Here is a 25,150-nt window from a genome sequence, read left to right on the forward strand (position 1 = left end):
CACTGCAAAAAAATGACTATGCGACCAAACATATTTAGTGTCATTTCTTTAACAACGCATTGCTAAAGTATTTTAAGTTTTCTTATTTTAGAAAAATTTTAACACTAAAACGTTTTCGATTTTTAGATTTAAATAGTAGGCTTAAATTTAATTTTGTTTTTATTAACACAAAACCATCATGAGCAGAACCACCTTGCAACAAATAGCTTTAAGTTTAGATATATCTGTAACTACAGTGTCCAAAGCATTAAATTCATATCCTGATGTTAGCAAAAAAACTATTGAACGGGTTAAAGAAGCTGCAGAAAGATTAAACTACAAACCTAATTCCTTTGCGGTTAACCTTAGAACCCAACAGTCTAAAACCATAGGTTTAATTATTCCTGAAATAGTACATCAATTCTTCTCTAACATAGTAAAAGGGGTAACTGATGAAGCTGAAAAGAACGGCTATGTTGTAATTGTTATGCAAACCAATCAAAAATTTAAACGAGAAAAAGAAACCGTAGAATTTTTGATAAACAAACAAGTTGACGGAATTTTGATTGCACTATCTGACGAGACGGTAGATTACGAACATCTTTTGAAGTCACAAAATTTGGATACACCTATTGTAATGTTTGATAAAATTGCCACTACAGTAGGGTGCTCAAAGGTTCTAATTGATGATGTTAAGGCTGCCTACGAAGCCACTGAACACTTAATAAATTCTGGATGCAAGGAAATTGTACACTTTAGAGGTCCGTTGCACTCACAAAACGCGATTGATCGTTTAGAAGGTTTTAAAAATGCCTTACTAGATCATGATTTACCTTTTAAAGAAGAGAATGTTTATTTGTGCGAAGAGATGTCTTTTGATGTAGGAAGAGCTCAGGCCCAAAAAATGTTAGATGAAAATTCGAATGTAGACGGGATATTTATAAATACAGATTTGGTAGCTGTTGGCGCAATGGCAGAAATTAAGGATAGGGGCTTAAAAATTCCTGAGGACATCTCTGTAATTGGTTTTGGAAATTGGTTTTTATCTTCGGTTATTACTCCATCGTTAACAACCGTAGCCCAACCAAGTTTTAGTATGGGTAAAATCTCATTTAATATGTTGTTATCTGAATTGACTAACAAAAGAAACAATACCGAAGTAACGCACGAGACCATACATTTACCTACTGAATTAATCTTAAGAGGCTCAACCTTACCGCTTGAGGAATGATAAGTTTCGCATTAGACCCTCATATTTGGTTCTTTTAACTGCAGATTTTTTAAATATTTCTTTGAATACTTCTTGGGTAAGTTCTTCCCACTCTGATTTAGAGTAGTTTAAGAGTTCCTCTTTAGGTTTAAATTCAGGTTCATCATGTGGCTTGGAAAAACGATTCCAAGGACAAACATCTTGACATACATCACAACCAAACATCCAATTATCCATTTTTTCAGAAAATGTGGAAGGGATGGCCTCTTTCAATTCAATTGTTAAATAAGAAATACACTTACTACCATCTACTACATAGGGCTCTATAATGGCTTGGGTAGGGCAAGCATCTAAACAGGCGGTACATGAGCCACAATGGTCTGTTGTTGGTAAATCATATTCCAAATCCAAATCGACAATTAACTCTGCAATAAAATAAAAACTACCAACCTTTTGCGTAATTAGATTGCTGTTTTTACCAATCCAACCTAATCCGCTTTTAGCGGCCCAGGCCTTATCTAAAACAGGGGCAGAATCTACAAAGGCCCTACCTTCTACCTCACCTATTGTTTCTTGAATGAAGATTATAAGCTGTTTTAACTTGTTCTTGATTACATAATGGTAGTCCTCGCCATATGCATATTTAGAAATCTTATAACTATCGGTTCTTTGTTTTTCTTCTGGATAATAGTTAAGCAATAAACTTATTACAGATTTAGAACCTTCTACCAGTTTAGTTGGATCTAACCGTTTATCAAAATGATTGGCCATATAGCCCATCTGCCCATGCCTATTAGCCTGCAACCACTTTTCTAGTCTTGGAGCCTCCTCTTCCAAGAACCCTGCTTTAGAAATACCACATGATAAAAAACCGAGGCGTTCCGCTTCGGTTTTTATCATTTTTGAATGGGTTGCTTTTAAAGTCATAATTAAAACAAGCCTCCTTGTGTTCCTTGACGTATTCTGCCCAAGTGTGTATAAGCCTTCTCCGTAACCTCCCTACCTCTTGGCGTGCGCATAATAAAACCTTGTTGTATTAAAAATGGCTCATACACTTCTTCTATAGTTTCGGCACTTTCAGAAACGGCCGTTGCCAATGTTGTAATACCCACTGGTCCGCCTTTAAATTTATCGATAATGGTGGCTAATATTTTATTATCCATTTCATCTAAACCATGGGTATCTACGTTTAAAGCTTTTAAGCCAAACCTTGAAATTTCAATATCAATATTTCCATTACCCTTGATTTGGGCAAAATCTCTAACCCTTCTTAGCAAAGCATTACAAATTCTAGGAGTACCCCTGCTGCGACCGGCAATTTCTATAGCAGCCTCATTGGTAATGGGTACGTTCAATATTTGTGCACTCCGTTCCACAATGGTGGATAGCAGTTCCGTATCATAATATTCCAACCGGCTAGAAATACCAAAACGCGCACGCATTGGTGCTGTCAATAAACCAGATCGGGTGGTTGCCCCAACCAACGTAAATGGATTCAAATTGATTTGTACCGTACGGGCATTTGGCCCTGTTTCTAGCATAATATCAATTTTAAAATCTTCCATTGCAGAATATAAATATTCCTCAACTATTGGACTTAACCTGTGTATCTCATCAATAAAAAGAACATCTCTTTCTTCCAAATTGGTAAGTAAGCCAGCTAAATCTCCAGGTTTATCCAAGACAGGCCCAGAAGTAACTTTTATACCTACTCCCAGTTCATTTGCCAAAATATGTGCTAAAGTAGTCTTACCTAGACCAGGGGGGCCATGAAACAAAGTATGATCAAGAGCTTCTCCTCTTAAATTAGCAGCTTTAACAAATATCTCTAAATTCTCTAATACCTGCGCTTGACCTGTAAAATCATTAAAACTAATAGGCCTTAATGCTTTTTCAATATCAAATTCTTCTCTAGAAAAATTATCGGTACTAGGATCTAAATTCTCGTTCATGCTGTAAAGATACCTTAATTGGTTTTCTTGAGAAGTTGAGCTGAATCTTCAAATGCAGACAGATTTATAGATGGTGAACCAAACAAATACGTTTTTGACTTGCCTGTAAGTTGTAAATCTACCTTCTCCAATCCATTAATCCTTGCAAAACTTTGCTCCCTAGCATTTAATTGTATTTGGTTAACTTGAAACAGCTCACCATCTAATTTACCATCTTGGAAAATGGCTATTTCCATCTCCTGTGCGGCACCCAATACATTTATGGTTGACCTATCTAAAATTTCAATGGAAAACTTTTCTGCGCGTGCATTTAAATCCAATTTAGCTTTGCCTCTAGACATCACAGAAACCGAATCAGCATCTAAATTTAGTTTTAAGGCGGCATCCCCTTCAACGTTTATCCGCATAGCTATTGCCGATGCTTCCATTTCCATATTGGAATTTCCATATTGGCTTATATCTAACATATCCGTTTTTAAAACATCGATTGCTGTTAACTCCCCATCTTCTACTATTAATTTGTCTAAACTAGTATATCTTATTTCTAACTTTAGTTCTTTCTTTGAGGATACTTGATAGTAAGAAGATATCTCCAACATTCCGTCTTGCACCTCCAATTTTATGATGTCGGTTAGATTGTCATCAGCGGTAAGTAGATAACCCGCTTCAAAAGATTTCTTTAAACTAACCTCTATATCGTCTTTAAGTTTTATTGACGTAAATTCCGGTAAGCTTTCACTTACTTCAATCACGGTTCTGCTACCTTTTATTTTTGGTTTCTTTTGAGCATGAGCGACGGCAATCATTGTGAATAAAACTAACACGAATGATATGATTTTTCTATAATACAACATGGAGTAGTGTTCTTAATACTACTGCATATTACAAAATAATATTAGCGAAACCAATATGCCATAGTTACTAAAACAAAAGGCCCATCATAAGACGGGCCTTTTGTTATGTATATAAACTAAAATTAATGATGCATTTCTTCCTCGTTATCTTGTAAAGGAACTGTTTGTGGCACAAAATCTTGCCCCGCAATTATGTACTCGCCATTTTCATAAGTCTTACTATAATCATATGCCCAACGGTGAACATGTGGTATTTCGCCTGGCCAGTTACCATGAATGTGTTCCATAGGTGTTGTCCATTCTAAAGTGTTTGATTGCCAAGGGTTCAAACCACCTTTTTTACCATAGAAAATACTACTGATAAAATTGTAAATGAAGATAAGCTGAGCCAATGCCGCAATAATAGCAAATACCGTCATTAGAATTTGAACATTGGTTAATTCATCGAACATTGGAAAAGCCGTATTCTGATAATACCTTCTTGGCACTCCAGCCATACCTACAAAGTGCATTGGGAAAAAGACCCCATAAGCACAAACCGCTGTTATCCAAAAATGCACATAACCTAAATTCTTGTTCATCATCCTACCATGGAACATTTTTGGGAACCAATGGTAAACACCTGCAAATAACCCATAAAGCGCAGAAATACCCATTACCAAGTGAAAGTGAGCTACTACAAAATAAGTGTCGTGTACATTTATATCCAGAGTACTATCTCCTAAAATAATACCAGTTAAACCACCTGTAATGAAAGTGGATACCAAACCTATAGAAAACAACATTCCTGGATTCATTTGTAGGTTACCCTTCCATAATGTGGTTATGTAATTAAATGCCTTAACAGCAGATGGTATAGCAATTAACAAAGTAGTGAAAGTAAATACAGATCCTAAAAATGGATTCATACCAGATATAAACATATGGTGACCCCATACTATGGTAGATAAAAACGCAATTGCTAAAATAGATGCCACCATTGCTCGGTAACCAAAGATTGGTTTTCTAGCGTTGGTAGACATAACTTCAGATGTTATACCTAAAGCAGGAAGCAATACGATATATACCTCTGGGTGACCTAAAAACCAGAATAAGTGCTCATATAATACTGGAGAACCACCCTGATAATGCAAGACTTCACCTTGTATAAAAATATCTGACAAAAAGAAAGAAGTACCAAAACTTCTGTCCATAACCATCAACAACGCTGCCGACAGTAATACTGGAAAAGAAATGATACCGATAATTGCCGTTACAAAGAATGCCCATATCGTAAGTGGTAATCTGGTCATAGACATCCCCTTGGTTCTTAAGTTAATTACAGTAACAACGTAATTTAAAGAACCCAATAAAGAAGATGCTATAAATATAGCCATTGAAACCAACCAAAGAGTCATACCTGCCCCGGAACCTGGCTGCGCCATTGGTATTGCACTTAAAGGAGGGTAGATTGTCCAACCCGCTGCTGCTGGGCCTGCCTCTACAAATAGAGAACATACCATTATTACAGAAGATAAAAAGAACAACCAATAGGATACCATGTTCAAGAAACCAGATGCCATATCCCTAGCACCAATTTGCAACGGAATTAACAGGTTACTAAAAGTACCACTTAAGCCTGCCGTTAATACAAAGAAAACCATAATGGTACCGTGAATGGTAACTAAAGCCAAATAAATATCGGCATCCATTACACCATCTGGCGCCCACTTTCCTAATACTGCTTCAAAAATTGGAAAAGATTCTCCTGGCCAAGCCAATTGCATTCTAAACAATATAGACATTGCAATACCAATAAAGCCCATAATAAGACCAGTTATAAGGTATTGCTTGGCAATCATTTTATGATCTTGACTAAAAATGTACTTTGTGATAAAGGTCTCTTTATGGTGGTGACCATGATCATCATGTCCATGATCTACAACTGCATGTGCTGCTGACATAATTCTTAAATTTTATTTATTTCCTTTTCTAGCCTAAATTATTCTGCTGGTGACATAGATTCACCAAAAGTCTTTTGTTCTGCCAACCATTTATTGTAGTCTTCTTCACTCTCTACAATAATTTTCATTTGCATGTTGTAGTGAGATTTACCACAAATTTTATTACATAACAAAACATAATCAAACTCCCATGGTTCACTGTTTGGCCTACCCTCGGCTGCCCATTCAGCCCTAATCTTATTAGTTCTTTTAACCTTTTCAACTACCTCAGGATCTTGTCTCATCTCTTCGGTGGTCTTAATTGGTGTGAAGGAAAACTGGGTAATCATACCTGGAACACAATTCATTTGCGCTCTAAAATGAGGCATATAAGCTGAATGCAACACATCTTGAGAACGCATATTAAAATTCACCTTTCTACCCACTGGTAAGTGCAATTCCTTTACAATAATATCATCCTGTCCATTTGGATCCGCTTCATCAATTCCCAAAACATTAGCTCTATCAATATCTATAAGGCGTACACTAGCATCACCTAGAACATTATCTGTCCCAGCATATCTGGCCGTCCAGTTAAACTGTTGTGCATATAGTTCAATTACAATAGGGTCGTCTTCCTCATTAATATCCATGATGTTTGTCCACGAATAAAGACCCCAAATAATTAAACCCGCTAAAACAATAACAGGAATTATAGTCCAAATGAATTCCAGTTTATCGTTATCAGCAAAAAACAAAGCTTTTCTTCCCTTTTCACCTCTATATTTATAGGCAAAGTAGTGTAATAAAGCTTGAGTTATAGTTTGAACAAAGAAAATGATAGCAAAAGAAACCCACATTAAAGTGTCATAGTTATCACCATGAGCTGACGCTGCCGACGGCAATAGCACCTTGCTATATTTTGCAAAACTAAAGATGGTAATTCCGTAAATAAATATCAAGAAGGCGAACATTAGATAACCATTGTTTTTGTTATCCTCATCATTCGCTACAAGACCATTTATTGCATCTGCCCTAAGTTGTGACAATTCAAAAATCTTAGTCATTTGCCAAATTGCAATACCAACTAAAACTAAAACTGCCAATATCAATACTGTTGTCATCTTTTAACTACTTCTATCTCGATATTAATAATGAAATTGTCTACTCTCTTCAATTAGCGGATTACGCTTAGGCATTAAATCTTCTTTAGCTAATGCATTGAATACAATAAATATGAACAAGCCTGCAAAGAATAAAATACCACCAATTTCAGGTACACCTAAATGCCAATTTTCTCCTACTGTAGCTGGCATTACCATATTGAAAACATCCATGTAATGCCCAAATAGGATGATGATACCTGTCATCACCACAAACCAGTTAACACGTTTGTAATCGCTATTCATTAACACCAATAATGGGAAAATGAAGTTTAAAACCAACATCCCAAAAAATGGTAATTTATAATGTTCAATTCTTGAAATATAGTAAACAGCCTCTTCGGGAATATTTGCATACCAAATCAACATAAACTGACTGAACCATAAATACGTCCAAAAAATACTAACCCCGAACATGAATTTTGCCAAATCATGAATATGGCTATTGTTTACTTCAGGCAACAACCCTTTTGATTTAAGATATATAGTTACCAAAGCAATAGTTGTAATACCAGACACAAACATACTCGCAAATACATACCATCCAAATAATGTACTAAACCAATGGGGATCAAAGCTCATTATCCAATCCCAAGACATCATAGACTCAGTAACCAAATAAAATACTAAAAATGCTGCAGAAATTCTGAAGTTCTTTTTAAAGTTGGAATTGTCATCAGATTGATCCTGCGCAAGGGATAATTTTCTAGAATAAAATCTGTATGCAATCCATCCTGCAAGAAATATGGCCGCTCTGATTATAAAAAATGTAGGATTTAAATAGCCCGCTTTTCCTTGGATTAAAGCATCGTGTTTAACCACTTCTGGATCAGCCCAAGTAAATAAGTGGTTAATGTGTAAAACAGATAGTACAAGGATAACAAAAACAATTATTCCTCCTGGTGCCAAATAAGCAGTTATACCCTCCATGATTCTAAATAAAATTGGAGACCAACCTGCCTGTGCGGCACGTTGAATTGCATAAAACGCTAACACCCCTAAAGATATCATAAAGAAGAAAAAAGCCGCTACATATAAGGCAGACCAAGGTCTATTTTGCATTTGATGAAATACGTGCTCATCATGTGCAGCATCGTGTCCACCATCATGCGCCTCTTCAGCATGGGAATTACCATGCGTATCTGCAACAGCATGATCCGCAACTTCACCATGACCGCCACCATGGCCATCGTGTGCAGCTGCAATCTTAGCTTTAGCTTCTTCTACGGAACTAGGTGCAGTAACAAAGCCAGTTACTAAACATATTGCACCAACTACCATTAAGATAATTGAACCTATTTTTAATCTATTTGAAAACGTATATCTCATCCTAGTTTTCTTATTTGGAAAGGTCTTGTTTTAATTTCATTACATACTCGGATACCTGCCACATCTCTTTCTCACTTTTAAATTGAGAAGCATATGAGCCCATGGAGTTTAGGCCATAATAAACGGTATGATAGGTACTGCCCACGGTTATATTTCTAGCAACATCGTCATAAGAAGGTACACCTAATATCTTTTCACGCTTAACTAAAGTACCCTGACCATCACCTTTTACACCATGACAAATAGCACAGTAAATAGCATAAAGCGCTGCACCTTCTGCAATATTTTCTTCGTAGTTTAAACTATCTAGTGGACTTGCCTGCAAACGAGCTAGTTCTTTACCTTCTGGTGTATTATCAAATTCATAAGGTAACCATTCTCTATTTACTGTATTGGCAGGAGGTGTTAAGGCCTCAGTACCATCCACAAATAAACCATTATCTACACCCTCATATGTTTCATAGCCAACAGACTCATACATATTTGGCATGTATTGATAGTTAGGGCTGTTCTTATCAGAACAAGATGATGCTGAAATAATTAACCCTAAGCCTAAAATTATCTTTACGAATTGCTTCATTGTTATGCGTTCTTTTCTTTTACAGTTACTTCAACGGCTCCTGTATCTAACAATAGCTCTTTTAATTCAGCTTCATTACCATGAACTCCTATTTCCATCAAAAAATGGTCATCAGTAGTTCTCTTGTCTGGATTCTCGGCTTCTTTGAACGGCCACATTTTACTTCTAAGGTAAAAGGTGATTACCATAAGGTGAGCAGCAAAAAAAACCGTAAGCTCAAACATAATTGGAACAAATGCCGGTAAGTTTTCTAAATAACTAAAACTTGGTTTACCCCCTATATCTTGTGGCCAATCTTCTATCATGATAAAATTCATCATTGTGATAGCTACCGTAAGACCTAAACAGCCATATAAAAAAGCCGTAATAGCTATTCTTGTGTCAGATAAGCCCATAGCCTTATCTAGACCGTGAACTGGAAAAGGAGTGTAAACCTCTTCAATATGATGACGTTCTGCACGTACTTTCTTCACAGCATTCATAAGAATGTCGTCATCATTGTAAATTGCATGTATAACTTTAGACGCCATTATTGCTTTTTATCGTTCAACAATTTTGCTTGACCTGCCCAGTCATCTCGAAGAGCCCTACCCGGAAACTTACCTGTAATAGTGTCCAAAAGCTCGTACTCTCTTTCAGTCATTCTAGCAACCTGAGCAAAGGTGTAAATTCCTATTTCATTTAGGTTACGTTCCATTTCTGGACCAACCCCTTTAATTTCTTTTAAATCGTCTGCAGATTGCGTAGTAGGATCAAATGTACCTATAGAACTCAAAAGTTCATTAACACCAACTTTATCACCTACAGCCGGCACAACCTCTCCCATTAACACATCTTGTGTTATTGGTTCTTCTGTAACCTTTCCTCTTGCAGGCATCTCGTACATTGGCTTACCTTCTTCTCTTAAACGTTTGTAACGTTCACCTGAAGATTTCAAAATTGACTTAACCTCTGCCTGCGCTATTACAGGGAATGTTCTTGAGTACAATAAAAATAGTACAAAGAAGAACCCTATGGTACCAATAAATATTCCTATATCTACAAATGTTGGAGAGAACATTGTCCAAGACGATGGTAAGTAATCTCTATGTAAAGACGTAACAATAATCACAAAACGCTCAAACCACATACCTATGTTCACCACAATAGATATAAAGAAAGAGAACATAATGCTTGTTCTAAGTTTCTTAAACCACATAAATTGCGGAGAGAATACATTACAAGTCATCATAGACCAATATGCCCAAGCGTAAGGACCCGTAGCTCTATTTAAGAAAGCGTACTGCTCATATTCCACTCCAGAATACCAAGCAACAAAAAGCTCTGTAATATATGCACAACCAACAATAGAACCCGTAATCATAATTACGATATTCATTAACTCAATATGTTGTACCGTGATATAAGCTTCTAAATTACAAACCTTACGCATAATGATAAGTAAGGTGTTTACCATGGCAAATCCTGAGAAAATAGCCCCAGCCACAAAGTAAGGAGGGAAAATTGTAGTGTGCCACCCCGGTATAACGGAAGTAGCAAAGTCAAAAGATACGATGGTATGTACGGAAAGTACCAAAGGAGTTGCCAAACCAGCTAAAACCAATGACACTTCCTCAAAACGTTGCCAGTCTTTAGCTCTACCTGTCCAACCAAAACTCAACAAGCTATATATTTTTTTCTGAAATGGTTTAATAGCACGATCACGCAACATAGCAAAATCTGGTAATAAACCGGTCCACCAGAACACGAGCGAAACGGATAAATAGGTAGAAATCGCAAATACGTCCCAAAGCAAAGGTGAGTTAAAGTTTACCCATAATGAACCAAATTGGTTTGGAATAGGCAATACCCAATAAGCCAACCATGGTCTACCCATGTGAATAATTGGAAACAGACCAGCTTGTACCACAGAAAATATAGTCATTGCTTCTGCAGAACGGTTAATAGCCATTCTCCATTTTTGCCTAAACAATAACAATACCGCTGAAATTAGCGTACCTGCGTGGCCAATACCTACCCACCATACAAAGTTGGTAATATCCCAAGCCCAGTTTACGGTCTTGTTAAGACCCCAAACTCCAATACCGGTAGAAACCGTATAAATAATACAACCTAATCCCCAAAGGAAAGCTACCAATGCAATGGAAAAAACAATCCACCATTGCTTATTTGCTTTGCCCTCTACCGGTCTGGCGATATCCACAGAAATATCGTGGTAATCTTTATCCCCAAGTACCAAGGGTCTTCTAATAGGTGCTTCGTAATGCGACGCCATATTGACTACTTCTTAGTTTTTTTATTCTTTGGTTATGCTTCGTTAGTATTTCTAACTTTTACGTGATAGAACACATTTGGCTTTGTACCAACATGCTCCAATAAGTGATATGCCCTTTCATCATGCTCTAATTCTGCAATTAATGAACCTTCTTCATTTACATCACCAAAATGCAAGGCACCGCTACTACAAGCTGCAGAACACGCCACTGCATTATTGAATTCACCTTTTTCTACAGGTCTACCTTCACGCTTCGCATTTAAAATTACGGATTGCGTTTGTTGTATACAGAAAGAACATTTTTCCATAACACCTCTAGACCTTACAACAACATCAGGATTCAATACCATTTTACCCAAATCGTTGTTCATATGAAAATCAAACTCGTCGTTATTGTTATATAAGAACCAGTTGAATCTACGTACTTTATACGGACAGTTGTTAGCACAATATCTAGTACCCACACATCTGTTATAAGCCATATGGTTTTGACCCTGACGACCATGAGAAGTTGCCGCTACTGGACAAACAGTTTCACAAGGTGCGTGGTTACAATGTTGACACATTACAGGCTGAAAGGCTACCTGAGGATTAACAGAAGGGTCTTCTAATTCTCCAAAACCACCTAATGAACCATTATCTCCAGAAAGACCGCTGAAGCCATCTTTCTTCTCATTGTCTTGTTCAAAAGTTTCTTCTGATGAATAGTACCTATCAATACGCAACCAGTGCATATCTCTAGAAACTCGCATTTCTTTTTTACCCACCACAGGAACATTGTTCTCTGCGTGACAAGCTATAACACAAGCACCACATCCGGTACAAGCATTTAAATCGATAGATAATTTAAAATGATGCCCTACTGAACGATCAAAACTCTCCCACAAATCAACTTCCGGAGAAGTTACCAATGTCTCTTGATGATCTAAAGAAACATGGGGAATCGGATTCCATTCATGCGCATCTTTTGTATTGAAATCTTTAAGAGTAGTTTCCTTGATGATATCACCTCTACCCATTAAAGTGTTATGCAATTGTATACATGCAAATTCGTGTGTACCGGCCGCCTTACTAATAGAAACAGACTGAACAGCATTAAAACCTTTGTAAACCTTAAACGCATTAACACCTGTTTGCATTTCTTCTTGCAACCCATCTTTTCTTCCGTAACCAAAAGAAAGACCTACAGTACCTTTTGCTTGACCTGGCTGGATTAATACCGGCACATTCTGCAACGTTACACCATCAACGGTAACATTAGCATAGCTACCATCCAGACCACCATTAGCCACATTATAATTCTCCAACCCAAGCGCTTCCGCATCTGTTTTGGACACTGTTATGTAGTTATCCCAACTAACTCTGGAAATTGGATCAGGAAACTCTTGCAACCAAGGGTTGTTTGCCAGTTTTCCATCACCCATTCCGGTTTTAGGATACAAAACCAACTCCATTCCATCCACTTTAGCAGAAGCTAAAGCCCTTAGCGCAGCACTTAAAGTAGATGCCGCCCCAACAGTTTCTTCGCTCGTAGTGTTTTCCTCCGTTGTTTCCACTTCAACAGCAACATCAGCTTTTGGCATTTCATAAACACCATCTTGCAAAGCCTTATTGAAATTACCGCCTTCTCCTAGTATATTCGAGGTCCAATTTTCTTTTACGAAATCGTAATAAGAAACATCACTTCCCATCCACTTAAGAAGAGCAGATTGAAACTGACGGGTATCGAATAATTCTTTAATTACCGGCTGGGTAAGACTATAAAATCCTTTTTTAACTTGAACATCTCCCCAAGACTCCAAATAGTGAGAAACAGCAGCCACATGCGTAACAGCATTAGCCGTCTCGTCTTGGTTATATGAGAAAGAAACCGAAACATCAACATTAGCCAAAGCTTCCGTAAATTCCTTTGAATTTGGCAGCGAATACGCTGGGTTAACCCCATCTATAAATAACATTCCAACTTTCCCAGCCTTCATGTCCGCAATAAGCTTATTTACCTTAGCAGCATTACCTTGCCTGATAAATCTTGGCGCAGCAACATCAATAACCTTGCTACCTAAAACTTGGTTGGCAGCCAATGCAGCCGTTTGAGCATTAACATCACTCAAACCTGTCACCACAACCACGTTACTTTTTCCTACTTTTTCTATTTCAGCAACAAGCGTATTTACTAACGCATCTATATTAGAGTCTCCTCCAGATACCGAAACACCATTTAACTTACCACTTAATTTTGCTAGAACTAACTTTTGGTTTGCCGTATTCATTGGAATACGCTTATCCGCATTAGCACCAGATAAAGACATATTAGCCTCAAACTGCACATGGCGAGACATTTTACCATTTTTAGGCACACGCTTCTTAGCATAGGCCGCATCAAATCCACCACCTTGCCAATCACCTAAGAAGTCAGCACCAAAAGATATAATCAATTCGGCCTTAGAAAAATCGTAATCCGGTAAAGCACGTTGCCCGTACATTTTTTCAAAAGCAATAACCGCAGCTTCTTCAGAAATAGCATCGTAGGTAACATGATTAACATTTTCATACTTATCAGCAAAAGCAGCAATCAGCTTTTCCGTAGAAGGACTAGCATAAGTCTGGGTTAATAAAGCAATTTGCTTACCAGAACCCTGTAATGCATTTAATTTGGATTTTACCGTAGCATCTAAAACATCCCAAGAAACAGGCTCACCACCAGCCAATGGCCCCTGCAAGCGCTTACTATCATACAAATTAAGAACAGAAGCATTAACCCTTGCATTAGCACTACCCATTACAGAAGCCCTATCATTATTCTCTATCCTGATTGGCCTACCTTCCCGGGTCCTAACCAAAATACTTGCAAAATCATAACCATCCGCAATAGATGTAGCAAAATAACTAGGAACACCAGGAACTATATTCTCTGGCAATACTACGTAAGGGACAGATTTATGAACAGGACCTTCACAGGCAGCCATTGTAGCGGCCGCAGTGCTAAACCCAACATATTTTAAGAAATCCCTCCTTGTAGTATTTGACTCCTCTAACGTTTCCTTATCCCCAAGAAAATCATCTACAGGTATGGGCTCCGCAAACTCATTTTGCTTTAGCGTCTCAACAATGGAATTGTTCGGATCTAATTCCGCTTCACTTTTCCAATATTTCTTGTTTGATGCCATATTTATATATCGAAATAACTTCTTTATTAATTAATAGTGGCATTTACCACATTCCAAACCACCCATTTGAGCAGCTGTCAACTTTTCCACCCCATACTTCTTAGAAAGCTCGTCATGGATTTTTTTATAATATCCATTATCAGCCAATTGCACCTCTGTCTCCCTGTGACAGTTAATACACCATCCCATAGTCAAGGGCGAATATTGATACATTATTTCCATTTCCTCCACAGGACCGTGACAAGTCTGACACTCAATTTTACCCACAGTTACGTGTTGGGAGTGATTGAAATAAGCAAAATCAGGAAGGTTATGAATTCTCACCCATTCCACAGGCTGACTTTCACCAGTATATTTCTGATTCTCTTCATCCCAACCAACAGCCTTATACAGTTTTTTTATCTCACCGGTATAGAACTCATTGGTATACCCGTTAGCCAAGTCTTCAGCAGAAGGCCCTTCAGGATTCCCCTTGTATTCATAAATAGATTTATGACAGTTCATACAAACATTCAAAGATGGAATACCGGAGTGCTTCGATGACCTAGCAGAAGAGTGACAATACTTACACTCTATCTTGTTATCACCAGCATGGATTTTATGCGAATAGTGAATTGGCTGCACGGGCGCATAACCTTGATCCACACCTATCTGTGACATCCAAGAGTAAGCAAAGTATGCACTACCCAACAACAAAACAACCACAGAACACAACACCAAAAACTGATTCTGAGCAAAAGCTTTCCAAATTGGCAAACGCCCTTCTTTCTCATTCTCAAGAACCACCCCATTAGCCTCAGCTATTCTTCTTAGGGTTCTGTTCACCAAAATTAACATAACCACCAACAAACCGAAAACCACAGCCAAGGCACCGAGAACAACTTCATTGGAGATTCCCGAAGAACTTGCAGCAGTCACAGCTTCACCCGAAGCGGCCGCAGGCGCTGCAGCAGCCTTTGGAGGCGCAGCGGTGTACGCTAAAATATTATCAATATCCTCATTAGATAAGGTTGGAAAAGCGGTCATAGCCGCCTTATTGTATTCATTGTAGATTTTATTGGCATAAGCATCGCCAGAAGCAATCATACCAGGGCTATTCTTAATCCACTTATACAACCATTCCTTATCCAAACCTTCATCCTCTGCCAATCGTGTTTCCACATTAGCCAAAGCAGGACCCGTCATCTTACGATCTAACGCATGACAAGCAGCACAGTTTTGATTGAACAATTGCTTACCCTTAGCTGGGTCCCCATCTACAGAAGCACCTTCAGCAGCATCTTGAGCCACTACGGATACCGTTATCATCTGCGAGAACAGAAGTAAACCTAAACCAATAATCTTTGAAAATTGAATGCGGTTGAACACCTTTTTCATATTAACGTAATTGCTGTCTTATTTTTGGCACGATGTTTTCTTTTGAAGCTTAGATATTTAGCTTTTACACCGTTTCAAATTGCTGACAAAAATACGACACAGCAGGGTTTTTTTAAATGTTAAGGTATTTATAATAGTTAATTTATAATTATTCTAAATAAAGCTAAACCGTAATGTTTAAGGTTTATAAAGTACATTTGCTTACAGAAGAATTAAAGGATGAAACATAAGTTTATTTATACATCGCTGTTTTCCATGTATTTTGGATTAGCTTGTGCCCAAATAGAATCAAATGAAGGCACTGTTAACATTCAACAACCACAAGAGTTGGAGAAAATGGTTGCCATTTACAAAAACGCAAACGCCAATAGCGGTTATTACCAAATACAGGTTGGTTTTGGCGATAGAAATACCGCTTTTCGTCTAAAAGAGGAAGTAGATAATGATTTCCCTACATGGTATTCTAAAATTGAATTTCAAGAGCCCACGTACCGGGTTAGATTGGGTAAGTTCCGAGATAAATTAGTAGCGGACAGAAAGTTCCTAGAAGTACGTAAAAAATACCCTAGAGCAATGCTCTTAAAAATAGAAAAGGATTAAGCTCAACACTTAATCCTTTTTTTTATTTCCTTACCTTCTTAAAAAAGGTTTACAGTTTCTTTTTAACCGCAACTTCTTGGTAAGCTTCTAAAACATCATCTATTTGTATATCATTGTAGTTCTTAACCTGTAGACCACAATCATACCCTTTAGAAACTTCTTTTACATCGTCTTTGAAACGCTTAAGCGAAGCTAGCTCTCCAGTATAGATTACTACACCATCACGAATCAATCGTATTTTGGAATTTCTATAAATCTTACCACTAGTTACCATACAACCAGCAATAGTTCCGATTTTAGAGATTTTAAACGTTTCCCTAATTTCTGCGGTACCGGTAACCTCTTCTTTCATTTCTGGAGACAACATTCCCTCCATAGCATCTTTAAGGTCATTTATAGCATCGTAGATAATAGAGTATGTTCTAATATCAATTTCTTCCTTATCTGCAACCATTCTAGCATTACCCATTGGCCTTACATTAAACCCAATGATAATAGCATCAGATGCACTTGCCAATAACACATCAGACTCCGTAATGGCACCTACACCTTTGTGAATGATGTTTACCTGAATTTCATCGGTAGATAGTTTCTGGAAAGAATCTGTTAAAGCTTCCACGGAACCATCCACATCACCCTTAAGGATAATATTAAGCTCTTTAAAGTCGCCCAACGCAATACGCCTACCAATTTCATCTAAGGTTATATGGCGTTGCGTACGTACGGATTGCTCACGTTGCAACTGAGAACGTTTAGCGGCAATTTGTTTTGCCTCACGCTCATCTTCCATTACATTAAACTTATCACCAGCTTGCGGTGCTCCATCCAATCCTAAAATAGATACTGGCGTAGCAGGCCCTGCTTTTTTGATATCTTTTCCACGCTCATCATGCATGGCTTTTATTTTACCACTACAAGTACCGGCCAACACATAATCACCAATAGACATGGTTCCATTTTGCACCAACACGGTAGATACATAACCCCTACCTTTATCCAAGAAGGCTTCTACAACAGTACCCATAGCCACCCTATTTGGGTTTGCCTTAAGCTCCAATAATTCTGCCTCTAATAATACTTTTTCCAACAACTCTTTTACACCCTGACCTGTTTTAGCAGAAATATCATGAGATTGGATTTTACCACCCCAATCTTCTACCAAAAGGTTCATTTGCGCCAAACCTTCTTTAATTTTATCAGGATTTGCCGTTGGCTTATCAACTTTATTTATCGCAAAAACAATTGGCACACCCGCTGCTTGGGCATGGCTTATTGCTTCTTTGGTTTGCGGCATGATATCATCATCTGCTGCAACCACAATAATTGCTATATCTGTTACTTGAGCTCCCCTAGCACGCATAGCTGTAAACGCCTCGTGACCAGGTGTATCTAAGAATGCGATTTTTTGACCATCTTCCAAAGTAACACCATACGCCCCAATGTGCTGGGTTATACCCCCACTTTCTCCGGCAATTACATTTTCTTCCCTAATGTAATCCAACAAGGATGTTTTACCGTGATCTACGTGACCCATTACCGTTACAATTGGCGCCCTGGCAACTAAATCTTCTGCTGCATCTTCAATTTCTTCAATAGACTCCTCTATTTCCGCGGTTACAAACTCTACTTCATAACCAAATTCATCCGCAACAATGCTTAAGGTTTCAGCATCCAATCTTTGGTTCATGGTAACCATCATTCCAAGAGACATACATGCAGAAATAATCTGGGTAGACGATACGTCCATCATAGTGGCCAATTCGTTTACGGTAACAAACTCCGTAACTTTTAGCAACTTGCTTTCCTTTTCCTGCTGCTGTAAATCTTTCTCGGTCTGTTGCCTGTGAAGGTCTCTTTTCTCCCTTCTATATTTGGCTCCCTTACCTTTAGAGGATTTACCTTGAAGTTTTTCCAAGGTTTCCCTAACCTGTTTTTGAATTTCTTCTTCAGTAGGCTCTACCTTTGGAACATTAGTTCTTTGACCTCCTTTGCGGTTATTGTTTCTACCTCTGTTATTACCCTGACCTCCGGGTTTATTACTTACAATACGTTTACGCTTGCGCTTTTTATCACCGGCCGGACCTTTTTTGTCGTCTTTCTTTTCTTCCTTCTTCTTCTTTGGACGTTGAAACTTGCTTAGGTCAATTTTGGCACCAGTGATTTTTGGACCAGATAATTTTTGATACTTTGTTTCAAGCGTATCCGAACCCAACGTTGGGGCAGGCTCTTCTTTATCTGTAGTTGCCTCTTCTTTTTTTGCTACTGGCTTAGGCTGCTCCACTTCCTTTTTAGGCTGAGCTTTCTCTGCCACCACCTCGGGCTTTTTAACTGGCTCTACAGGTTTTGGCTTTTGCTCTTCCTGCTTCTTTTCAGCAGGCTTTTCTATCACCTTTTCCTGTACAGGCTCAGGTTTTTTCTCTTCTTGCTTAGGTTCTTCTTTTACCGCTCCAGGTTTTTTACCCAAATCTATTTTACCGACCGTTTTAGGACCAGAAAGCTCTACCCTACCTTTAATAACTTCTCTTTCTGCCTGGCGCTTTTCTCTAGCAATACGTTTTTCCTCTTGCTCGCGCTCCATCTGCATACGAAGCTCTTCCTTCTCTTTCTGCTTTTCTTCCGCAACCTCTTTAGAGGCTACTTTCTTGCTCTTATCGGTCTGGAATTCATCCAACAGCACTTGATATACTTCACTAGATATTTTGGTAGTTGGCCTAGCGTCAATATCATGACCTTTAGACGACAAATAGTCTACCGCCCTATCCAATGAAATATTCAATTCCCTTAGAACTTTATTTAATCTTATTGTTGGGTTTCCTGCCATAAAAATTCTATACTCCCTTAAAATTTGCTGCTAATATATACTTTAATCTTCAAATTCAGCCTTTAGAATACGTACCACTTCGTTCACTGTCTCTTCTTCTAAGTCTGTACGCTTAACCAAATCTGTAACATCTTGCTCCAACACACTCCTAGCAGTGTCCAGACCAATTTTCTTGAATTCCTCTATAATCCAAGCATCTATTTCATCAGAAAACTCGGTAAGCTCAACATCTTCCTCAACACCTTCTCTAAACACATCTATCTCATAACCTGTAAGTTGGCCCGCCAACCTGATGTTATGACCACCGCGCCCAATTGCCTTGGACACCTCTTCTGGTTTAAGATAAACCTGCGCTGTTTTTTTCTCATCGTCTAGTTTTACACTGGTAACCCTTGCCGGACTTAAAGCCCTGGTCACCATTAACTGTGCATTGTTAGTGTAATTGATAACATCAATATTTTCATTACCCAACTCCCTAACAATACCGTGAATCCTAGAACCTTTCATACCCACACAAGCACCTACCGGATCTATTCTATCATCATAGGAATCTACAGCAACTTTCGCTTTTTCCCCAGGTATTCTAACCGCTTTTTTTATGGTAATTAATCCATCAAAAACTTCTGGTATTTCCTGGAAAAACAACTGCTCTAAAAATTTAGGTGCCGTTCTGGACATTATAATAGCTGGCTTGTTACCCTTAAGCTCCACACTTTCTATAATACCCCTAACATTATCTCCTTTTCTAAAAAAGTCAGACGGTATCTGTTTGTCTTTTGGCAAAATAATCTCATTACCCTCATCATCTAAAAGGATAACCGCTTTATGCCTGATATGATGCACCTCAGCAGTGTAAATCTCACCCTCTAAGTCCTTGAACTGCTTGTAAATTGTGGTATTATCGTGCTCATGGATTTTAGAGATTAAATTTTGACGCAACGCTAAAATTGCCCTTCTACCTAAATCCATCAACTTAACTTCTTCAGAAACATCTTCCCCAACTTCAAAATCGGGCTCAATTTTTCTAGCTTCTGATAATGAAATTTCCTCATTTGGCTCTTCAACCTCTCCGTCTTCAACAACCACACGGTTCCTCCATATCTCCAAATCCCCTTTATCCGGGTTAATAATGATATCAAAGTTATCGTCCGAACCGAATTTCTTTTTAAGGGCATTACGGAATACTTCTTCCAAAATAGCCATTAGCGTTACCCTGTCTATAAACTTATCATCCTTAAACTCTGAAAAGGATTCAATAAGCGCCATGTTTTCCATTGCGGTCTACAATTAAAATTTTATTACAACTTTAGCTTCAATAATATCAGAAAAATCAATTACTTGTTCTTTCTGTACGGTATGCTTTCCCTTGCCAATTGGTTTTGGTTCTCTAACCTTCCAAACAAGGGTAATGTTCTGCTCCGAGGCCGCCTCTAATTTTGCCTCAATAGTATCTTCTTGAGTCCTAACTTTTAGATTGCGCCCAATATTCTTTTTATACTGCCTAGGCATTTCTAACGGTGTTGTTGCCCCTGCAGAAGTAACTTCTAAAGAAAAATCAATTTCCTCTCGATCCAAATTATGCTCAATTGCCCTGCTCACGTCCATACAGTCTTTAAGACTAATACCCGCATCGCCATCCAAAACAACTTTAATATGATTATCCGCACCTACGGTGAATGAAATCAAAAACAAGTCTGGCCTTTTTTCCAAAGCGCCATCTAACAAAGCCTTAACGGTATCTTTAAACATAAACTAGTTAGCAAAAGAAGAGGGGACCTTAAGTCCCCTCTGATTACTTTTATATTCGCTTTCAGCATTGCAAATATATGATAATTAACTGGTTTGCAAAAACTGATAGAAAATAAAAAATCCCACACACAGAGAGGGGATTTTTACTTGTTGGCCTACAAGGACTCGAACCTTGAACGACTGAACCAAAATCAGCTGTGTTACCAATTACACCATAGGCCAGTACCATTTTGAGCGTGCAAATTTAATACAAACTTTTTGTAACGCAAACATTTTTTTGAAATATTAATTTCTAAAAGTTCGTTTTTCCTGTTAAACCTTTTAGAAAAACCGGGTTTCCTTTTTTAATATTTTGGTAAATTCGCCCCCATAGGTAAACCTAACACCACATGTTCGAGAAAAATTACGACAAATGGAACACCATCTTTGGATGGATCGCTTTTGCAATTGCACTAATAACGTATAGCTTAACCGTGGAACCCACCGGTAGTTTTTGGGATGCTGGAGAATACATAACCACCTCCGCCAAACTACAAGTTGGCCACCCACCAGGAGCCCCTCTTTTACAAATGATTGGTGCCTTTTTCTCAATTTTTGCTTTTGGTGATGCAAGTAAGATTGCTTTAATGGTAAACCTAGTTTCTGTTGTTTCCAGTGCTTTTGCCGTTTTATTTACCTTTTGGATAATTACCAATCTAACTCGAAAGCTGGTTAAAAAGAACAAAGGTCTAAACAACCATAACATTTTAGCCATTTTTGGTAGTGGTATGGTAGGTGCCTTAGCCTTTACCTTTTCTGATAGTTTTTGGTTTAATGCTGTAGAAACAGAAGTGTATGCCATGGCCAGTTTAATCATGGCATTATTACTTTGGCTAGGTTTAAAATGGACTGATCGTTTGGATGACCCTAGGGGTAACAAATGGCTTTTACTTATTTGCTTTGTAATTGGATTGGTTTTTGGAATTCAATTTATGGGCTTTTTAGCCATACCAACCATTGGCCTCTTATATTACTTTAAAAAATACAAAGAGGTAACGATTAAAAACTTTCTACTAGCCAATATTGCAGTTGTTGCCATTTTAATGCTGGTTTACAAATTCTCCCTAACCTACGTATTAAAATTGTTTGGATGGAGCGAGGTATTCTTCATCAACCAATTAGGGCTACCTTTTAATTCAGGAACTATAATTATGGGATTGCTCTTTGTAGCAGTGTTTTATTTTGGATTGAAATATACTAGAGACAAAAAATATTACAACGCCAATTTAATAGTGCTTTGTTTTATGTTCTTAATACTTGGTTTTTCTTCTTGGTTAATGTTACCTATAAGAGCAAATGCCAGAACGGTAGTAAATGAGAACAACCCAGAAGATGCCCGTTCTTTGTTAGCCTATTACAATAGAGAGCAATACCCTAGCCCTGAAAGTCCATTTTATGGTGCTTATTACTCTAACTCGTTTGCTGGCCCTGGAGATGACATTGATGAAAAACCAAAATATGAAAAGGACGAAAAAGCAGGCAAATATGTGATTGTAAACAATTACAAAGACGCCTTACAGGGTCCTAATAAAAAACATATTGGCTTTTTACCAAGACTTTGGAGCGAGCAGCATGCAGAAAACTACATGCGCTATTTTGGCCGCCTAGATTTTAAGATTAAACCAGAATACATATCGGATTTACAACTTAGGGATGCCGTAAAGCAATTTAAACAACTAGACGCAGAAGGTGAAATTGATACCGAACAATACATTAAGTTTCTTAGGAGCTTTTCAGATTACATAGATGTGCAACCACCTAGCTTAGGCCAGAACTTATCCTATTTACTAGAATTTCAATGGAGTTACATGTATATGCGTTATTTTATGTGGAACTTTGTTGGCAAACAAAACGACGTACAAGGCAGGTATGACAATAACGGCCAATGGCTCAGCGGAATAGGCTTTATAGACAGTATACGTTTAGGCAGTCAAGATAATTTGCCTTCAGAAGTTTTAGATAACAAGGCTAGAAATACGTATTTCTTTTTACCGCTTTTGTTGGGAATTATTGGTCTGGTATTTCAAATAAGCCGTAACCCAAAACATTTTTGGGCTCTATTTGTGTTTTTCCTATTCACTGGTTTGGCTATTCAATTTTACACCAACCCTACCATCTTTCAACCTAGAGAAAGAGATTATTCCTTAGTTGGTTCTTTCTTTATTTTTTGTATTTGGATTGGCATTGGTGTGTACGGATTGTTCGATGAGCTTAGAAAATTTTTGAATCCAAAACTATCCGCACCAATTATTACCATGGTGTGTTTATTGAGTGTGCCTTTTGTTATGGCTTATCAAAACTGGGACGATCATGACCGTTCTGGTAGATATACAGCCAATTCTAGCGCAAAGGCCTATCTAGCCTCTTGCCAAAAAGATGCCGGAGCTATTTTATTTACCATTGGGGATAATGATACCTTCCCATTATGGTATGCCCAAGAAATCGAGGGCTACCGTACAGATGTTAGGGTAGTAAACACTAGTTTATTTGCTACGGATTGGTACATTGACCAAATGAAACGGAAAGCATATGAAAGCGACCCTATACCTTCTCAATTAACTCATGACAAGTATAGTTATGGTACCAGAGATGCAGTTTATTACCAAGGAGTAACCGAAAACAGATGGAGCATTAAAGATTTTATGAACTGGATTGGCAGTGATAAGCCGCAGACCAAGTTTAAATATCTATTAGAAAAGCAAGGAAGGGATTTAAGTGGTTTTTCTGAAAGTAATCTGGATATTGTTTACTATCCTACCCATAAGATTAGAATTCCTGTTAACAAGGAAAACGTATTGGCTAGCGGATTGGTTAAACCAAAAGATAGCGCGCTAATTGTAGATTACATAGATATAGATTTACCCCAAAGTGCATTGCCTAAAAACAGGATTTTAATGTTGGATATTATTGCCAATAATGATTGGAAAAGACCCATTTATTTCTCTGGTGGTAGTTTTGATAGTGCAGAATATATTTGGATGAAAGATTACCTACAGCTAGATGGTCTTGTTTACAAATTAGTACCTATTAAGACCGAAAACCAAAGCCCTTATGAAATGGGCAGGGTAGATTCCGATTTAATGTTCAACATAGTCAAGAATTGGGAATGGGGCAACGCCGGAAGCTCAGATATTTATCACGACCCGCAAACACGCTCCCAAGGCCTGTCCTTTAGAAGTAATCTGGCACGATTGACCGAGACATTAATAGCAGAAAACAAAATAAACAAGGCCAAAGAAATTATTGATATAAGCATGGACAACATGCCTATAGAATATTTTGGATTCTATGCGTTTGTAGAACCTTTCTTAGATGGATATTACAAGGTTGGCGAAAAACAAAAAGCACGTGAGACTTTTGAACGCCTCAAGAAAATTTACCAAGAAAGACTTGAATACTACGCAAACATTCCAAGGGATGAACAATATGAGAACATTGAAGAAATCTTAAGTAATTTAGAGAGATACCAAAGTATTGTATTCCTTTTAGACGATAATAACGACAGTGAATTTGCAGAAAAAGAATCTCTAATTCTAAGAGAATATATTGGATTATTCAACAATTTTATTGATGATTCTGAAACCCAAATGCCTCCCGTAAATAGTTTACCGGAATCTGAGCGATTAGAAATTCCGATAGACACTATACCGGATGACACCAGCTTAATACAAGAAGACAATGTTTCCGTGGAAAATTAATCCACGGAAACATTGTCCTTACTAAAAATTACGGTAAAAAGATTAACCAGGGGCAGTTACCTAGATATACTCGTTTAAAATACCTATTAATGTATTGGCATCGGCTTCTCCACTTTGGCGCCACACCATCTCACCTTTCTTGTATATCATAAGCGTTGGTAAGCCCTTAATCCTAAGTGCCTGTGACAACTCTTTATTCTTTTCCACATCAATCTTAATCACTTTTCCCTTATCGCCTAAAGCTGCGGCTACATCTCTTAACACCGGGTGCATAGAGGTAGAAGTTTCGTTCCAATCGGCATAGAAATCCAATAAAACGGGTACGTTCAAATCAATAAGTTCTCCAAATTTCGACATGGAATATGCTTTTATAAAATCAAAAGTAAGAAAAATAGTTAAAGCTTAATTTCACAGAAACCTTAACAAACCAGCATT

18 protein-coding genes and 1 tRNA gene are annotated in these 25,150 nt (G+C 37.8%); 3 read left to right on the forward strand and 16 right to left on the reverse strand.

All coding sequences use genetic code 11. The features are described from left to right. The first annotated feature begins 178 nt into the window (after nucleotides 1–178). Nucleotides 179–1,210 carry a LacI family DNA-binding transcriptional regulator gene (locus ACXAGS_RS09400; RefSeq protein ID WP_474906300.1) on the forward strand — a complete coding sequence of 344 codons (1,032 nt, stop codon included), beginning with the start codon at nucleotides 179–181 and terminating at the stop codon, nucleotides 1,208–1,210. Here the strand turns inward: ACXAGS_RS09400 and queG are convergent. The 11 genes from queG to ACXAGS_RS09455 all read right to left on the reverse strand — a co-directional run bounded on the left by queG (nucleotide 1,193) and on the right by ACXAGS_RS09455 (nucleotide 15,808). Next, complete coding sequence (gene queG / locus ACXAGS_RS09405; protein ID WP_474906301.1) at nucleotides 1,193–2,116, reverse strand: tRNA epoxyqueuosine(34) reductase QueG; 924 nt, start codon at nucleotides 2,114–2,116, stop codon at nucleotides 1,193–1,195. The two genes, ACXAGS_RS09400 and queG, sit on opposite strands and share 18 nt — an antisense overlap. 2 nt (nucleotides 2,117–2,118) lie before the next feature. After that, nucleotides 2,119–3,141: a Holliday junction branch migration DNA helicase RuvB gene (gene ruvB, locus ACXAGS_RS09410; protein ID WP_474906302.1), complete on the reverse strand. Its 1,023-nt coding sequence runs from the start codon at nucleotides 3,139–3,141 to the stop codon at nucleotides 2,119–2,121. Between the two features lie 14 nt (nucleotides 3,142–3,155). Next, complete coding sequence (locus tag ACXAGS_RS09415) at nucleotides 3,156–3,947, reverse strand: GIN domain-containing protein (protein ID WP_474906303.1); 792 nt, start codon at nucleotides 3,945–3,947, stop codon at nucleotides 3,156–3,158. 170 nt (nucleotides 3,948–4,117) lie between these two features. Continuing rightward, nucleotides 4,118–5,938, reverse strand: coding sequence for a cytochrome c oxidase subunit I (locus ACXAGS_RS09420; protein ID WP_474906304.1), 1,821 nt, complete (start codon nucleotides 5,936–5,938; stop codon nucleotides 4,118–4,120). Between the two features lie 38 nt (nucleotides 5,939–5,976). Next, nucleotides 5,977–7,041: a cytochrome c oxidase subunit II gene (locus ACXAGS_RS09425; RefSeq protein WP_474906305.1), complete on the reverse strand. Its 1,065-nt coding sequence runs from the start codon at nucleotides 7,039–7,041 to the stop codon at nucleotides 5,977–5,979. A gap of 24 nt (nucleotides 7,042–7,065) precedes the next feature. Beyond that, nucleotides 7,066–8,409, reverse strand: coding sequence for a quinol:cytochrome C oxidoreductase (locus ACXAGS_RS09430; RefSeq protein WP_474906306.1), 1,344 nt, complete (start codon nucleotides 8,407–8,409; stop codon nucleotides 7,066–7,068). 10 nt (nucleotides 8,410–8,419) lie between these two features. Continuing rightward, complete coding sequence (locus ACXAGS_RS09435) at nucleotides 8,420–8,989, reverse strand: c-type cytochrome (protein WP_474906307.1); 570 nt, start codon at nucleotides 8,987–8,989, stop codon at nucleotides 8,420–8,422. A gap of 2 nt (nucleotides 8,990–8,991) precedes the next feature. Next, on the reverse strand, nucleotides 8,992–9,519 hold the full coding sequence (locus ACXAGS_RS09440) for a DUF3341 domain-containing protein (RefSeq protein WP_474906308.1): 528 nt from the start codon (nucleotides 9,517–9,519) through the stop codon (nucleotides 8,992–8,994). After that, nucleotides 9,519–11,264 carry an NrfD/PsrC family molybdoenzyme membrane anchor subunit gene (gene nrfD / locus ACXAGS_RS09445; RefSeq protein ID WP_474906309.1) on the reverse strand — a complete coding sequence of 582 codons (1,746 nt, stop codon included), beginning with the start codon at nucleotides 11,262–11,264 and terminating at the stop codon, nucleotides 9,519–9,521. The genes ACXAGS_RS09440 and nrfD overlap by 1 nt, the downstream gene beginning before the upstream one ends. Nucleotides 11,265–11,296: 32 nt before the next feature. Further along, the gene (locus ACXAGS_RS09450) at nucleotides 11,297–14,431 is read right to left on the reverse strand and encodes a TAT-variant-translocated molybdopterin oxidoreductase (protein WP_474906310.1); all 3,135 of its coding nucleotides are present in this window, start codon (nucleotides 14,429–14,431) and stop codon (nucleotides 11,297–11,299) included. Nucleotides 14,432–14,461: 30 nt separating this feature from the next. Next, a complete protein-coding gene (locus ACXAGS_RS09455) occupies nucleotides 14,462–15,808 on the reverse strand; it encodes a cytochrome c3 family protein (RefSeq protein WP_474906311.1) in 1,347 nt (448 codons plus the stop codon). Nucleotides 15,809–16,027: 219 nt separating this feature from the next. Here ACXAGS_RS09455 and ACXAGS_RS09460 point away from each other — a divergent pair, with 219 nt between their 5' ends. Next, nucleotides 16,028–16,408 (forward strand): SPOR domain-containing protein, encoded by a 381-nt coding sequence (locus tag ACXAGS_RS09460; RefSeq protein WP_474906312.1) that lies wholly within the window; start codon nucleotides 16,028–16,030, stop codon nucleotides 16,406–16,408. A gap of 49 nt (nucleotides 16,409–16,457) precedes the next feature. On the opposite strand, the gene infB is transcribed toward ACXAGS_RS09460, so the two are convergent. The 4 genes from infB to ACXAGS_RS09480 all read right to left on the reverse strand — a co-directional run bounded on the left by infB (nucleotide 16,458) and on the right by ACXAGS_RS09480 (nucleotide 21,200). Then, a complete protein-coding gene (gene infB, locus ACXAGS_RS09465; RefSeq protein ID WP_474906313.1) occupies nucleotides 16,458–19,229 on the reverse strand; it encodes a translation initiation factor IF-2 in 2,772 nt (923 codons plus the stop codon). 42 nt (nucleotides 19,230–19,271) lie between these two features. Continuing rightward, the gene (gene nusA / locus ACXAGS_RS09470) at nucleotides 19,272–20,504 is read right to left on the reverse strand and encodes a transcription termination factor NusA (protein ID WP_474906314.1); all 1,233 of its coding nucleotides are present in this window, start codon (nucleotides 20,502–20,504) and stop codon (nucleotides 19,272–19,274) included. A gap of 12 nt (nucleotides 20,505–20,516) precedes the next feature. Continuing rightward, on the reverse strand, nucleotides 20,517–20,978 hold the full coding sequence (gene rimP / locus ACXAGS_RS09475) for a ribosome assembly cofactor RimP (protein ID WP_474906315.1): 462 nt from the start codon (nucleotides 20,976–20,978) through the stop codon (nucleotides 20,517–20,519). Nucleotides 20,979–21,128: 150 nt separating this feature from the next. Further along, nucleotides 21,129–21,200, reverse strand: a tRNA-Gln gene (locus ACXAGS_RS09480). A gap of 167 nt (nucleotides 21,201–21,367) precedes the next feature. On the opposite strand from ACXAGS_RS09480, the gene ACXAGS_RS09485 reads away from it, so the two are divergent. Beyond that, nucleotides 21,368–24,715, forward strand: coding sequence for a DUF2723 domain-containing protein (locus ACXAGS_RS09485; RefSeq protein ID WP_474906316.1), 3,348 nt, complete (start codon nucleotides 21,368–21,370; stop codon nucleotides 24,713–24,715). Between the two features lie 60 nt (nucleotides 24,716–24,775). On the opposite strand, the gene ACXAGS_RS09490 is transcribed toward ACXAGS_RS09485, so the two are convergent. After that, a complete protein-coding gene (locus ACXAGS_RS09490) occupies nucleotides 24,776–25,072 on the reverse strand; it encodes a thioredoxin family protein (protein WP_010518491.1) in 297 nt (98 codons plus the stop codon). Between the last annotated feature and the right edge of the window lie 78 nt (nucleotides 25,073–25,150).

The organism is Croceivirga sp. ABH4_376 (genome assembly GCF_056160685.1).